This window comes from Streptomyces sp. WM6378 (assembly GCF_001279695.1).
GTDB lineage: Bacteria > Actinomycetota > Actinomycetes > Streptomycetales > Streptomycetaceae > Streptomyces.
Genome location: NZ_LGDD01000093.1, coordinates 16,190 through 29,119 on the forward strand (window position 1 = coordinate 16,190; position 12,930 = coordinate 29,119).

Consider the following 12,930-nt stretch of genomic DNA (forward strand, 5'->3'; position numbering starts at 1 on the left):
GCCGGGAAACACTCGGGCCGTTCAGCCGTCTGTCGGACCTGGTCGGCACATGTCGGTCCCGGCCGCGGCGAACGAGAGCGGGGGGGAGGGTTCGTTCGCCTTGCGACAACCGGACCGGCGCCGGACCCGCACGCTGCCGTCGGCCGAAGACCGGGAGGGCCTCCCAGCGGAGACGGTGCCGCCCTGCGGTGCGGCCGCCATGGCGGGAAGATGGAGTCCGCATGTCCTCCATGCCGGATCCGCCAGGGGCTGTACCGCGTACCGCTCCGTGCCGCAACCTGAGCCAGGACGATGCCGACGGGAGGCCCGACATGGCCGGAAAGAGCAGCAGGAAGGCGAAGCCGGGCTCCGGGGCAAGGGACGCAGCATCGGAGCTGCCCAAAGCTCTGTACGAGGCGGAGCTGTACCGCTTGCAGACGGAACTCGTGAGGCTTCAGGAATGGGTGCGCGCGGAGCGGGCCCGCCTGGTCGTCGTCTTCGAGGGGCGGGACGCGGCGGGCAAGGGAAGCACGATCAAGCGCGTGGCGGAACACCTCAATCCGCGCGTGGCCCGCATCGTCGCCCTGCCGACGCCGACCGAGCGGGAGCGCACCCAGTGGTACTTCCAGCGCTACGTCCAGCACCTACCGGCCGGTGGCGAGATCGTGCTGTTCGACCGCAGCTGGTACAACCGGGCCGGGGTCGAGCACGTCATGGGCTTCTGTACGGGCCAGGAGCACCAGCGGTTCCTGCGCCAGTGCCCGGTCTTCGAGCGCATGCTGGTGGAGGACGGGATCCTGCTGCGGAAGTACTGGTTCTCGGTGAGCGACTCCGTCCAGGAGGAGCGGTTCCGGCGGCGTCTGGAGGACCCCACCCGACGGTGGAAGCTCTCCACCATCGACATGGAGTCGATCAGCCGGTGGGAGGCCTATTCGCGCGCGAAGGACGACATGTTCGTCCATACGGACATCGCCGAGGCTCCATGGTTCGTCGTCGAGAGCGACGACAAGCGCGCTGCCCGTATCAACATGATCGCCCACCTGCTCTCGACGATTGCGTACCGCACAGTTCCGAGTGCGGCACTGGAGCTGCCCCGGCGGCCGCCGAACACGGGCTACCAGCGGCCGCCGAGAGACCTGCAGAGCTACGTCCCTGATCACGCCGCGTCGCTCAGGGCGTGACGCAATCACGGGTCAAACCCGCTGCGGCACCACGGCCACCGGGCAGGCGGCATGATGCAGCACCGCGTGACAGGTGCGGCTCAGCTGAAGCCCGAGGCCCTTGTTCCGGCGTGCTCCCACGACCAGGAGATCGGCCGCCGCCGACCGGTCCACCAGCACCCTGTGCGTAGGGCCTTCGACGGTATCGGGCCGGACCGGCACATCAGGGTGCCCAATCCGGGCCGCGCGCAGTGCCTCGTCGAGTTCTGCTGCCGCCGTGCCCTCGGGAGTGTCTCCCGCAGCTTTGTCCGCTGCCGCCGGGGCGGTGCGTCGGCGTACGGGGCTCCGCCAGGCGTGCACGGCGTCCAGGGCACTGCCCCTGGTCCCGGCTTCCCGGAAGGCGAACTCGACCGCGGTCGAGTTCCTGTCGGGATGGCCCACCCCGAGCAGGATGCGTTCGTGCCTGCCGTCGACGGCCGATCGGTCGCCCCGCACGACGACCACCGGGCAGCGCGCCCAGGAAGCGACGCCCAGGCCGACCGACCCGAGCAGCATCCCTTTGATGCTGCCCCGGCCGCGCGAGCCGACGATCACGGCCGCGGCGCCGTCGCTCTCGCGCAGCAGCGCATCGGTCGGCTCCTGCGGGAGGACGGCGGCGGTCGTCCGCACGCCGTGATTGCGGCGGTGCGCCCGCTCCCCCGCCGCGTCGAGGATGGCATCGGCCAGCGCCCGGTCAGATGCGTTCGGCGAGCTGTAGACGTAAGCCGCACCTTCGTAGTGCTCCCACAGCGAGGCGTACACGAGCCGTAGCGGCAGGCCACGCAGGGCGGCTTCGTCGGCCGCCCAGTCCACCGCCCGCAGGCTCTCCTCGGAACCGTCCACTCCGACGACCAGTGATTGCTCCATGGCTCTGTCTCCTTCCGGAACGTGGGGGCACGGGGCTGAGACCCGTTCTGGCCAGCCGCGATACCGCTGATGGTCGTCGTGACCGCCGATGTAGTGCCGCTCCTCGATAACCGCTTCCCGCTCACCCGGCCGCCGACGCGCACGCCCCGCGGCCTTGGGCTCGGCGCGGGATTGTGCCACTCCCATGAAACTCCTGACAGCCGACACAGGCAGTGGGCCGTACGGGCCAACGAAGGTGCCGACCGGCTTCCCCCGGCGCCGTAGAAGGACCCACACGGCCCCGTGCCGGGACCCACCGGCACCTACTCGCCGGCCGGGCGCCGCACCACGCTGGAATCGGAGGAGGTGGGCCTGATGCTCCAGCCGATCGTTGTGGGCCTGGACGGATCGCGTGAAAGTGTTGCCGCAGCCGACTGGGCGGCGAGGGAGGCACTGCGGCGCGGACTGCCCCTGCGCCTGGTCCACGCCTGGGAGGGCTCGCCCGAGCCGGCCGAATCGACTGCCCTGCCCGAACTCAGGGTCCCGCAGTCGTTGGTCATCGGGCGCGAGGCACCTCACCCGACAGCCGGGGGCCACCTGGGACGCGTCGCACCCGCGGCGATCCACCACGTCCGGTGCCCCGTCCCCGTGATCGCACACGACTGACCGGATTCCGGCGAGGTGAGGTGAGGTCATGAACATCCTGGTGGGCTACGCGACCGCGCACGGCTCCACCCGAGAGATCGCCGAGCACATCGGTGCCCGGCTCGGCGAGGCCGGCATCAAGGCCGATGTGCGGGCCATGACCAAGGTCGGGCGCCTCAACGGGTACGAGGCGTTCGTGCTCGGCAGCGCGGTCCACGGCCAGGCGTGGCTGCCCGAGGCGAAGGACTTCGTCCGCCGCAACAGCACACTGCTCTGCTTCCGCCCTGTCTGGCTCTTCAGCGTCGGGATGCCCGGGGCGCTGCACGGGCCGTGGCGGCGACTCGCCCGCAAGGAGGAACCGCTCATCGCTCAGGGCCTACCGGGTCAACTGCCCTACCGCAGCCACCTGTTGATGTCGGGCGTCATCACCCCTGACCAGCTCTCGGCCCGCGGTCGCATCCTCTTCCGGCTGATGGGCTGCCGATACGGCGATTTCCGCGACTGGGACGCGATCGACGCCTGGACGGACCGGGTTTCCAAGGACTTGTCCCGCGTCTGACAGCGGGCCTGCCCGAGGGGGCCGAACGGCCCCAACCAGGGCCGGCTCGGCCCCTGTTCCCCGCCGCGAGGACGCACCACCGTGGTGCCCAGGCCCCTTCCGGCAAGCGAGCTGAAAGGCGGTGGGGAGCATGGACCTGCCCCTGATCGTGGGCATCGACGGCTCGGATTCGAGCCTTCAGGCAGTCGACTGGGCCGTGGACGAGGCAAGTCTGCGCGGACTCCCGCTGAGGCTGCTGTACGCCTCACTCTGGGAGCGCTACGAAGGCGCCTCCTACACGTATGACCTCGGGGTTCCGACGAAGGACGATTCCAGCGAGGGCATCATGGGGGCCGCGGCCGAACGTGCCCTGCGGCGCAATCCGGATGTCAAGGTATCGACGTCCGTGCTGCCCGAGGAGGCCGAGCCCGCCCTGCTGCGCGAGGCGCGCAACGCGACGGCTCTGATCACGGGCTCGCGCGGTCGCGGCCCGCTCGCCGAACTCCTGCTCGGCTCGGTGAGCCTGGCGATGGCGGCCCGCGCACACTGCCCCGTCGTCGTGGTGCGGGGCGGCGAGACGAGTCGCGCCGGCGGCCATGGGCGCGTACTGCTCGGAGTCGCGGACCCCGGGCCGGACCTGGCGTCGGTACGGTTCGCCTTCCGCGAGGCCGAGGCACGGCACTGTCCCGTTGAAGCCGTGTCCGCATGGCGCTGTCCGGCACAGGATGCCCGGGCCCACCCCGTGCCGGCAGCGGAATTCTCCGCGGAGTACGAAGCCCGGGCGTCGGCTCTGCTCGACACGGCCCTCAAGGCGGCCGCGGCCGACCACCCCGAAGTCCATTTGGCCCGCAGCGTCGTCGAGGGCCCGGCCCACAAGGTGCTGCGGGACCTCAGTGTCACCGCCGACCTCCTGGTCCTCGGCGCACATCGCCACCACAGCCACGTCGGCCTCCAGCTCGGACGCGTCGCCCACGCCCTGCTGCACCACGCCGACTGCCCGGTGGCGATCGTGCCGCAGCACGACTGACCGAAGCCCCCATGTGACCAGCCCGGTACGAGATGAAGGAGCGCTCCATGACGGTGCGAGTGGGCATCAACGGATTCGGCCGCGTAGGCCGCAACTACCTGCGCGCTCTGCTGGAGCGCGGCAGCGACACCACCGGCGTGGAAGTGGTGGCCGTGAACGACATCACCGCACCCAGCACCCTGGCCCATCTCCTCACGTACGACTCCACCTACGGCAGGCTCCGGCACCACGTCGAGCACGACAGCGCCTCGCTCACCGTCGACGGCCGACGCATCGCCGTCACCACGGAACGCGACCCCGCCGCGCTGGACTGGGGCGCCCAGCAGGTCGACGTGGTCATCGAGTCGTCGGGCCGCTTCCGGGACCGTCGCCACGCGGCACTCCACCTCAAGAACGGGGCTCGGAAAGTGCTGCTCTCGGCGCCCGGCAGGGAGGCCGACCTCACGGTGGTGATGGGTGTCAACGAGCACACATACGACGCGCTGCAACACCATGTGATCTCCGCCGCCTCCTGCACCACCAACTGTGTGGTGCCCATGGCTGTCGTGCTGCACGAGCGGTTCGGCATCGCCAAAGGTACGATGACGACCATCCACGGCTACACCAACGACCAAGCGCTCCTGGACAGCCCGCACAAGGATCTGCGCCGGGCCCGGTCGGCCGCGCTCAGCATCATTCCCACCAGTACGGGCGCCGCTCGTGCGGTCGGAGCGGTCGTGCCGGAACTCGACGGAGTGCTCGACGGCCTGGCGGTGCGCGTCCCGGTCGAGGACGGCTCGCTGACCGACCTCACGGTGGTGCTGCGCCGCGAGACCACCGCCGACGAGGTCAATGCCGCATTCGCCGAGGCGGCACAGGGGCAGCTGAACGGCATCCTGAGGGTCGCCGACGCACCGATCGTCTCCCGGGACGTCATCGGAGATCCCGCCTCGTGCCTCTTTGACCCCGGTCTCACCCAGGCGCACGGCGATCTGGTCAAGGTCTTCGGCTGGTACGACAACGAGTGGGGCTACAGCAACCGGCTGCTCGACCTCACCGGCTACGTCGCCGAGCGACTGTGATTCCCGCAGCGCTGCGCGGCTTGCGCGCCGTGGTCCTCGACACCGACGGAGTGATCACGGACTCGGCACGGGTGCACGCCGAAGCTTGGAAGGCTGCCTTCGACGCCCACATCCTGGAGCATCCGCCCCAGGACCCGTACCAGCGGCGGCCGTTCGACGTACGCACCGACTACCTCCAGTACGTCGACGGCAAGTCGCGCATCGACGGCGCGACGGCCTTCATGGCCTCACGCGGACTGCGCACGGACGGAGGACTGGCGGAGGCGGTCGCCGCGGACAAGGAGCGGCTGTTCGTCCAACGCCTGCGCGCGGGCGGCATCGACGCCTATCCGGGCACCGTCCGCTTCCTGCAGGCGCTGCGGCAGGACGGAATCCGATGCGCCGCGGCGTCCGCATCGCGGCATGCGGGCGAGCTCCTCGTGCACGCTGGGGTGATGGACCTCTTCGAGGTACTCGTCGACGGCACCGAGGCGGCCCGGCTCGGCCTGCCGGGCAAACCTGACCCCGCACTGTTCCTGGAAGCGGCCCGGCGGCTCGAAGTAGCCGTTGCGCAGACGGCTGTCGTGGAGGACGCCCTGGCCGGTGTCGAAGCCGGGCGGCGCGGCGGGTTCGGGGTGGTCGTCGGGGTGGACCGGACGGCGGGACGGGGAAATGGAACCGCCTTGCTCAAGCACGGAGCCGACCTGGTCGTGAAGGATCTCGGTGACCTGCTGACTGAAGAGGCCGGGACATGACGGACGAGGTGTGGCAGTACGAGGGCTACGAACCCGCGCAGGAGCGGGTGCGGGAGTCCCTGTGCACTCTCGGGAACGGCTATTTCGCCACGCGCGGCGCCGCCCCGGAATGCACGGCTGACGCGGTCCACTATCCGGGTACTTATGCGGCGGGCTGTTACAACCGCCTCACCTCCACCGTCGCCGGCCGGGAAGTCGAGAACGAGGACCTGGTCAACCTCCCCAACTGGCTGCCGCTGCGCTTCCGGACGGATGGCGGTACGTGGTTCACACCGGACGGAACGGAGCTTCTGTCGCACTGCCAGTCGCTGGACCTGCGAGCCGGGGTGCTGGAGCGCGAGTCGCGATACACGGATGTGGCGGGCCGGACACTGCGCGTGCGTCAGCTTCGCCTCGTGCACATGGCGGACCCTCACCTCGCCGCACTGCGCACGGAGTTCACGGCTGAGGGATGGTCCGGCGAACTGGAAGTGGAGTCCGCTCTCGACGCGACAGTGAGCAACACGGGCGTCGAACGCTACCGAGCACTCAACTCCTTGCACCTGACCGATACCGAAGCCGGTGCGGCGAACCCCGACACTATCTGGCTGCGCTGCCGCACCACCGCCTCCGACCTCCGGATCGGCATGGCGGCCCGCATCGCCACCCCGGAAGCAGCCATCGAGGTGTGCAACGAGGAATGGCGGGCCGTCCAGCGCTTCCGCCTGCGACTGCGGCCCGGTCACTCGGCGACGGTCGACAAGACCGTTGCCCTGCACACCTCGCACGACCCTGCGATCGCCGACCCGCTCGGCGCCGCCGTCGACCGGGTCTCCCACGCTCCGGACTTTCCGACGCTCCTGGATACGCATCGCATGGCCTGGCAACACCTTTGGCAGAAAGCCGAGTTGACGGTTCCAGGGGACGCAGGACGCATTTTGCGGCTGCACCTCTTCCACGTCCTCCAGACGCTGTCCCCGCACACCGCCGACCTGGACGTCGGGGTGCCCGCGCGCGGCTTGCACGGCGAGGCTTACCGGGGCCATGTCTTCTGGGACGAGTTGTTCGTCCTGCCGTATCTCAACCTGCATTTCCCTGAGGTCTCCCGGGCCCTCCTCACCTACCGCCACCGCCGCTTGGGCGCGGCCCGCGACGCCGCACGTGCGGTCGGCCGGGCCGGTGCGATGTATCCGTGGCAGAGCGGGAGCGACGGCCGCGAGGAAACCCAGGAAATGCACCTCAACCCGCGCTCCGGACGCTGGCTGCCCGATCACTCACGGCTGCAGCACCATGTCGGCTCGGCGGTCGCGTACAACGTCTGGCGGTACTGGGAAGCCAGCGGTGACACGGATTTCCTGCACACCAAAGGCGCCGACATGTTGCTGGAGATCGCCCAGTTCTGGGCCGACTCGGCCACGTACGACGAAAGCCTGCGCCGCTACCGCATCCGCGGCGTGGTCGGCCCCGACGAGTATCACGATGCCTATCCCGACGCGAAGGAACCTGGTCTCGACGACAACGCGTATACGAACGTCACCGCTGCCTGGGTGCTGGAGCGTGCCCTGGAGCTCCTCAGGACGCTGCCCGAGCCGTGCCGCCGGGAGCTCGCTGAGCGCACCGGCCTCGACACGGATGCCCCAGCCCGCTGGGAGGACATTTCTCGGGAGCTGTACGTTCCATTCCACTCCGGCGTGATCAGCCAGTTCAAGGGCTACGAGGAACTGGCCGCGCTGGACTGGGAGCGCTACCGGGCCAGGTACGGGGACATCCGCCGGCTCGACCGGATTCTGGAGGCCGAGGGAGACACGGTCAACCGCTACCAGGCGTCCAAGCAGGCGGACGTGCTGATGCTCGGCCACCTCTTCTCCCCCGGAGAGCTCCGAGGTCTCTTCGCACGGCTCGGTCACCCGCTGGACGACGAGATCTGGAGCCGTACGGTCGACTACTACCTGCGCCGCACCAGTCACGGCTCCACACTCAGCGGCCTCGTGCACGGCTGGGTGTTGGCCAGGGCCAAACGAGCCGACGCATGGGAGTACGTGCAGGAGGCGCTCAAGGGCGACGTGGCCGATCTGCAGGGTGGCACCACCGGCGAGGGAATCCACCTGGGTGCCATGGCGGGCACGCTCGACCTGGTCCAGCGCGGCCTGACCGGTCTGGAGACCCGCGGCGGTGCACTGTGGCTGGACCCGGTGCCGCTGCCCGAGCTCTCCGAGTACGGCTTCACGATCCGCTACCGGGGCCACTGGGGTGTACGGCTGCACATGCGGCCGGGGCGCCTGAGCGTGCGGGTCCCGGACTCCGACCGGGCGCCGATCGACATCGAGCTGCCCGGACGGACCGTCTCCGTCGCCCCGGGAGAGTCGTGTGAACTGGCCCTTCCGCACCACTGGCAACCGCGATCCTCCTGACGGGTCACTCCGCGCAAGCCTGCTCGGCAGGGCCATACGGACCCGATCGATGCCCCTGTGGCCCATCCCGTGCCGGGTTCCCGGCAACAAGGCTGGTGAGGGACGGGGACGGCGTGTGATCACAGTGGCCACGCCGCCGAGGTCCTGCCCCGACGGCCCGCGCATGCACGAGAGGACGGCCATGAACCACTACGTGTACGAGTTCGCCGAAGGCAGCCGGGAGATGGCCGACCTGCTCGGAGGCAAGGGCGCCAACCTGGCCGAGATGACCCGCATGGGACTGCCCGTCCCGCCCGGCTTCATCGTGACGACCACGGCCTGCCGGGTCTTCCTGGCCACCGGAACCGAACCGCCCGAGCTGGGTGTCGAGGTCGCGCATGCCCTGGCCGGCCTGGAGAGGGCGGCCGGACGCGGCCTGGGCCGGACCGACGATCCGTTGCTGCTCTCGGTCCGCTCCGGCGGCCGCTACTCGATGCCGGGGATGATGGAGACGATCCTCGACATCGGTCTGTGCGACGCCACCGTGGCCGGGTTGGCCAAGGCTTCGGGGCAGGAGCGCTTCGCCTGGGACTCGTACCGCAGGCTGCTGCAGATGTTCGGGCACACGGTGATGGGCGTCGACGGCGAGCTCTTCGAGCAGGCCATCACCAGCCTGAAAGCGGCGCGCGGTGCCACCGACGACCACGAACTGGATGCCGCCGATCTCATCCTGCTGACCGAGAAGTTCAAGGCGCTCATCCACCGGGAGTCGGGTGAGCGGTTCCCCCAGGACCCCGTCGAGCAGCTGCACCGGGCCATCCGTGCTGTGTTCGCCTCCTGGAACGGGGAGCGCGCACGGACATATCGCAGGCGGGACCACATTCCCGATGATCTGGGCACCGCCGTGACCGTTCAGGCGATGGTCTTCGGCAATCTGGGCGAGGGCTCCGGCACCGGTGTCGCCTTCACCCGCGACCCAGCCACCGGCGAGCGCGGTGTGTACGGCGACTACCTGCCGGACGCCCAGGGCGAGGACGTCGTCTCGGGTGTCCGCAATGCCGTACCGCTTGCCGAACTGAAGCAGCTGGCCCCGCACGCCTATGTCGAACTCAGCGACCATCTGCGGACGTTGGAGCGTCACTACGAGGACCTCTGCGACGTCGAGTTCACCCTTGAGCGCGGCAAGCTGTGGATCCTGCAGACGCGCGTCGGCAAGCGGACCGCCGAGGCGGCCTTCCGCATCGCGTACGACTTGCTGGACGAGCGTCTGATCGACCGCCGCGAGGCTCTGTCCCGGGTCAACGGCGCACATCTCACGCGTCTGCTCTTCCCGCGCTTCGCGACCGACGCCGCCGGCGCACCGCTCGCGACGGGGATCGCCGCCTCACCAGGCGCAGCCGTGGGCGCGGTCGTCTTCGACTCGGCGACCGCGGTCCGGCGCGCGGCCGCTGGAGAACCCACGGTCCTGGTACGCGGGGAGACCACACCCGACGACCTCCCCGGCATGATCGCCGCGCAGGCCGTCCTCACCACCCGGGGCGGCAAGACGAGCCATGCCGCCGTGGTCGCCCGCGGGATGGGCAAGGTCTGCGTCTGTGGCGCCGAGTCCCTGGTCGTCGATCCGGAAGGCCGCTGCCTGACCACCCGCTCCGGGGTCGTCGTCCGCGAGGGTGACACGGTCTCGGTGGACGGCACCGCCGGCACGGTCCACCTAGGAGCCCTGCCGCTCACCACCTCCGACGTCGGCCGGGCCCTGGAGTCCGGCAAGCAGACCGGGCCGACGTCGGCGGCCGTACTGCGCGCCCTGTCCCACGCCGACGCGGTACGCCGCCTTGAGGTACGGGCCAATGCCGACACTCCCGAGGACGCGGCGCGCGCCCGCCGCTTCGGCGCCCAGGGCATCGGGCTGTGCCGCACGGAGCACATGTTCCTCGGCCAGCGCAAAGCCCTGGTCGAAGCGATGATCCTGGCCGACGACGATGCGGCGCGCGGGCAGGCACTCTCCGCCCTGCTGCCACCGCAGCGATCGGACTTCAAAGCGATTCTGGCTGCGATGGACGGGCTGCCGGTGACCATCCGCCTGCTGGATCCGCCGCTTCACGAATTCCTCCCCGACCGGACGGAACTCGCCGTGCGCGTCGCCACGGCCGCACCTCCCAATCCGCGCGACGTCCAGCTCCTGGCCGCCGTCGAGCGCATGCACGAACGCAATCCCATGCTCGGTCTGCGCGGTGTCCGACTCGCCCTGGCCGTACCGGGCCTGGTGGCCATGCAGGTACGGGCGATCGCGGAAGCAGTCGCCCAGCGGATGCGCGACGGCGGCAGCCCGCGGGCCGAAATCATGATCCCGCTCGTAGGCACCGTCGAGGAGCTGCGCCTCGTACGGGCCGAGGCAGAGCGGGTCTTGGCCGAGGTAGCCAACGAGACGGGGCAGGCCTTCCACTGCCCGATCGGCACCATGATCGAGTTGCCGCGTGCGGCTCTGACCGCGAGCCGCATCGCGCAGGCCGCCGACTTCTTCTCGTTCGGAACCAACGACCTCACCCAGACGACGTGGGGCCTGTCCCGCGACGACGCGGAGGCATCGTTCTTCCCGCGCTACCTGGACCGGGGAATCTTCACGGATTCGCCGTTCGAGACCCTCGACGAAGAAGGCGTCGGCCGACTGGTGACGATCGCCGTCCAGGAGGGCCGCGCCGCCAATGCCCATCTGTCCATGGGAGTTTGCGGCGAACACGGCGGTGACCCGGCCTCCATCCACTTCTTCCACCGCGCCGGGATCGACTACGTCTCCTGCTCTCCGTTCCGCGTTCCGGCGGCCCGCCTCGAAGCGGGCAGGGCAGCCCTGGCCGCCCCCTGAAACCGGGCGGACCCCGCACAACCGATGTGGCCCGACCGGCCCTTGTCGAGGGCCGGTCCGCCCCTGCCCGCATATGCGTCGCGGGGGTACTTCTGAAGGTAAGGAAGGAAACCCGGCAGAAGGAGCGCAAGATGAGCGGAATGATCGAGCGGCTGCCTGGCTGGCCCCCTCAGTTCCCCGACCTGTTCAGCTGGGTCGAAGCGGGCCTGCCGAGCGCCCCAGGGATCCACAACATTCGCATCGAGGAAGCCCTCACGGACGAGGCGTACACCCTGCGTGCCGAACTCCCCGGGATCGACCCCGCCCACGACGTCGAACTCACCATGACGGAGGGCGTGTTGACCCTGCGCGCCGAGCGCAGGGCCGAGACAACCGATAAGCACCACACCGAGTTCCGCTACGGAAGCTTCGCCCGCTCGGTCCGGCTGCCGGCCGGAGCGCAGGGGGACGAAACAACCGCGGAATACAAGGACGGGGTCCTGACCATTACGGTCCCGTTGACAAACCCCAAGGTGAGCACCCGGACCATCACGGTGCGGCGCACCTGACGTCGCGTCAACGACTGGCCTGTGCGCCCGGGGACAGCGGCGCGCACAGGTCCCGGCACACCAGCTCGTGCACCCGTTGCACCGTTGTGTCTGCACATAGGCCGCAGCATACGAGCCGTCCCCCCTCCGTGCTCCACCGCCGCTCGAAGGCGGGAAGTCAGGGCCGGTACGCAGCACTGACCGACGGGGCGGCAGCCGTTGCCGGACCGTCATTCTCGATGCGGCCGTGCGCGCCTACTGGACACGTGCGCGGACGGCTGCGGCGATCGCGGCCGACACTCCACCACCAGCATCCCGGCCAGTGCCGCTCCAGCCGAGACGACGCCCCCGACTGCCGCGTCCTCGGCTCAGACGCTGGCCGGGCATGACGCACGCAGCGTGGGGCAAGCTCTTCGTCCGCAAATCGCACCAGGATTTCACCGACAGCCAGGGCGACACGTCGAAGCAGCACGCGTGCTCGGACGCCGACGGCTACCCCGACCCGGACAACGCCACCCGCACCGCCGTGAACTGCCGCCTCGGCAGCGGAACCTCCGGAGGCCCCTTCGCCCCGAACACTGGGACAAGGTCCCCGGCATCATCCGGAGCCACTCTGCAGATCCCACGAAGAAGCCACCTGGCACCAGGCAATCTCGGACTCATGAAGGAGTGCTGACCGACCCGAGCGGCAGAGTCACACCCCAACTGAGATTGTCGAGAACCCACAACTCGCCCGCTCGCACACAAGCGCGGACACGACAGTCAGAGCCCTTTGCCACCCCTGGCCGGCACCCGTCAGGTCAGGGGTCAGCAATGAGGCGAGCGCGTCTCGCCACGAGCGCTCCCCAGACGCACTAAACGTTCAGCGATATACCCGCACGCGAAAATGACGCATCGTCAGCAAGGTCAGCATTGGGTCTACCAAACCCGCCCACACAAGCTCACACACTGGACGACGGAACCCCTCCCGCGCACCAGACTGGAGGGGTTCCGTACGACATCCATCGATCGCTTTCAGGGCCGACGCCTACCAGCCCCACCGCCCGGGCCCGATCGCCCATAAGCGCAGATCAGCGCACCCGACCCCGCGCTTTCAGGGGCACTGCCGGCAGCTCCGGCGCCGGGATCGGCCCCCCGTCGTACCC

The 12,930-nt window shown here is 69.7% G+C and carries 10 protein-coding genes; 9 read left to right on the plus strand and 1 reads right to left on the minus strand.

Annotated features, from left to right (window positions below; translation table 11 throughout):
- Positions 1 to 311 precede the first annotated feature (311 nt).
- Positions 312 to 1,160, plus strand: a complete 849-nt coding sequence (gene ppk2 / locus ADK54_RS10570; protein ID WP_053725315.1) for a polyphosphate kinase 2 — start codon at positions 312 to 314, stop codon at positions 1,158 to 1,160.
- A gap of 12 nt (positions 1,161 to 1,172) precedes the next feature.
- Here the strand turns inward: ppk2 and ADK54_RS10575 are convergent, their stop codons facing one another.
- A complete protein-coding gene (locus ADK54_RS10575) occupies positions 1,173 to 2,045 on the minus strand; it encodes a universal stress protein (protein WP_053725316.1) in 873 nt (290 codons plus the stop codon).
- Between the two features lie 282 nt (positions 2,046 to 2,327).
- Between ADK54_RS10575 and ADK54_RS48765 the strand changes: the two genes are divergently transcribed.
- From ADK54_RS48765 to ADK54_RS10615, 8 genes are all read left to right on the plus strand, one after another.
- Positions 2,328 to 2,690, plus strand: coding sequence for a universal stress protein (locus ADK54_RS48765; protein WP_053725317.1), 363 nt, complete (start codon positions 2,328 to 2,330; stop codon positions 2,688 to 2,690).
- 28 nt (positions 2,691 to 2,718) lie between these two features.
- Positions 2,719 to 3,228 (plus strand): flavodoxin domain-containing protein, encoded by a 510-nt coding sequence (locus tag ADK54_RS10585; RefSeq protein WP_053725318.1) that lies wholly within the window; start codon positions 2,719 to 2,721, stop codon positions 3,226 to 3,228.
- 130 nt (positions 3,229 to 3,358) lie between these two features.
- On the plus strand, positions 3,359 to 4,234 hold the full coding sequence (locus tag ADK54_RS10590; RefSeq protein ID WP_053725319.1) for a universal stress protein: 876 nt from the start codon (positions 3,359 to 3,361) through the stop codon (positions 4,232 to 4,234).
- Positions 4,235 to 4,281: 47 nt separating this feature from the next.
- A complete protein-coding gene (gene gap / locus ADK54_RS10595) occupies positions 4,282 to 5,295 on the plus strand; it encodes a type I glyceraldehyde-3-phosphate dehydrogenase (protein WP_053725320.1) in 1,014 nt (337 codons plus the stop codon).
- A gap of 11 nt (positions 5,296 to 5,306) precedes the next feature.
- Positions 5,307 to 6,029, plus strand: coding sequence for an HAD family hydrolase (locus ADK54_RS10600; RefSeq protein WP_420717289.1), 723 nt, complete (start codon positions 5,307 to 5,309; stop codon positions 6,027 to 6,029).
- Positions 6,026 to 8,419: a glycoside hydrolase family 65 protein gene (locus ADK54_RS10605; RefSeq protein WP_053725322.1), complete on the plus strand. Its 2,394-nt coding sequence runs from the start codon at positions 6,026 to 6,028 to the stop codon at positions 8,417 to 8,419. The genes ADK54_RS10600 and ADK54_RS10605 overlap by 4 nt, the downstream gene beginning before the upstream one ends.
- Before the next feature lie 181 nt (positions 8,420 to 8,600).
- Positions 8,601 to 11,258 carry a pyruvate, phosphate dikinase gene (gene ppdK / locus ADK54_RS10610; protein WP_053725323.1) on the plus strand — a complete coding sequence of 886 codons (2,658 nt, stop codon included), beginning with the start codon at positions 8,601 to 8,603 and terminating at the stop codon, positions 11,256 to 11,258.
- Between the two features lie 131 nt (positions 11,259 to 11,389).
- Positions 11,390 to 11,806: an Hsp20/alpha crystallin family protein gene (locus ADK54_RS10615; RefSeq protein ID WP_053725324.1), complete on the plus strand. Its 417-nt coding sequence runs from the start codon at positions 11,390 to 11,392 to the stop codon at positions 11,804 to 11,806.
- The last annotated feature ends 1,124 nt before the right edge of the window (positions 11,807 to 12,930 follow it).

Coding starts and splice junctions, on each gene's coding strand:
- ppk2 (WP_053725315.1), top strand. CDS start 312: ATGGCCGGAAAGAGCAGCAGGAAGGCGAAGCCGGGCTCCGGGGCAAGG.
- ADK54_RS10575 (WP_053725316.1), bottom strand. CDS start 2,045: ATGGAGCAATCACTGGTCGTCGGAGTGGACGGTTCCGAGGAGAGCCTG.
- ADK54_RS10585 (WP_053725318.1), top strand. CDS start 2,719: ATGAACATCCTGGTGGGCTACGCGACCGCGCACGGCTCCACCCGAGAG.
- ADK54_RS10590 (WP_053725319.1), top strand. CDS start 3,359: ATGGACCTGCCCCTGATCGTGGGCATCGACGGCTCGGATTCGAGCCTT.
- gap (WP_053725320.1), top strand. CDS start 4,282: ATGACGGTGCGAGTGGGCATCAACGGATTCGGCCGCGTAGGCCGCAAC.
- ADK54_RS10605 (WP_053725322.1), top strand. CDS start 6,026: ATGACGGACGAGGTGTGGCAGTACGAGGGCTACGAACCCGCGCAGGAG.
- ppdK (WP_053725323.1), top strand. CDS start 8,601: ATGAACCACTACGTGTACGAGTTCGCCGAAGGCAGCCGGGAGATGGCC.
- ADK54_RS10615 (WP_053725324.1), top strand. CDS start 11,390: ATGAGCGGAATGATCGAGCGGCTGCCTGGCTGGCCCCCTCAGTTCCCC.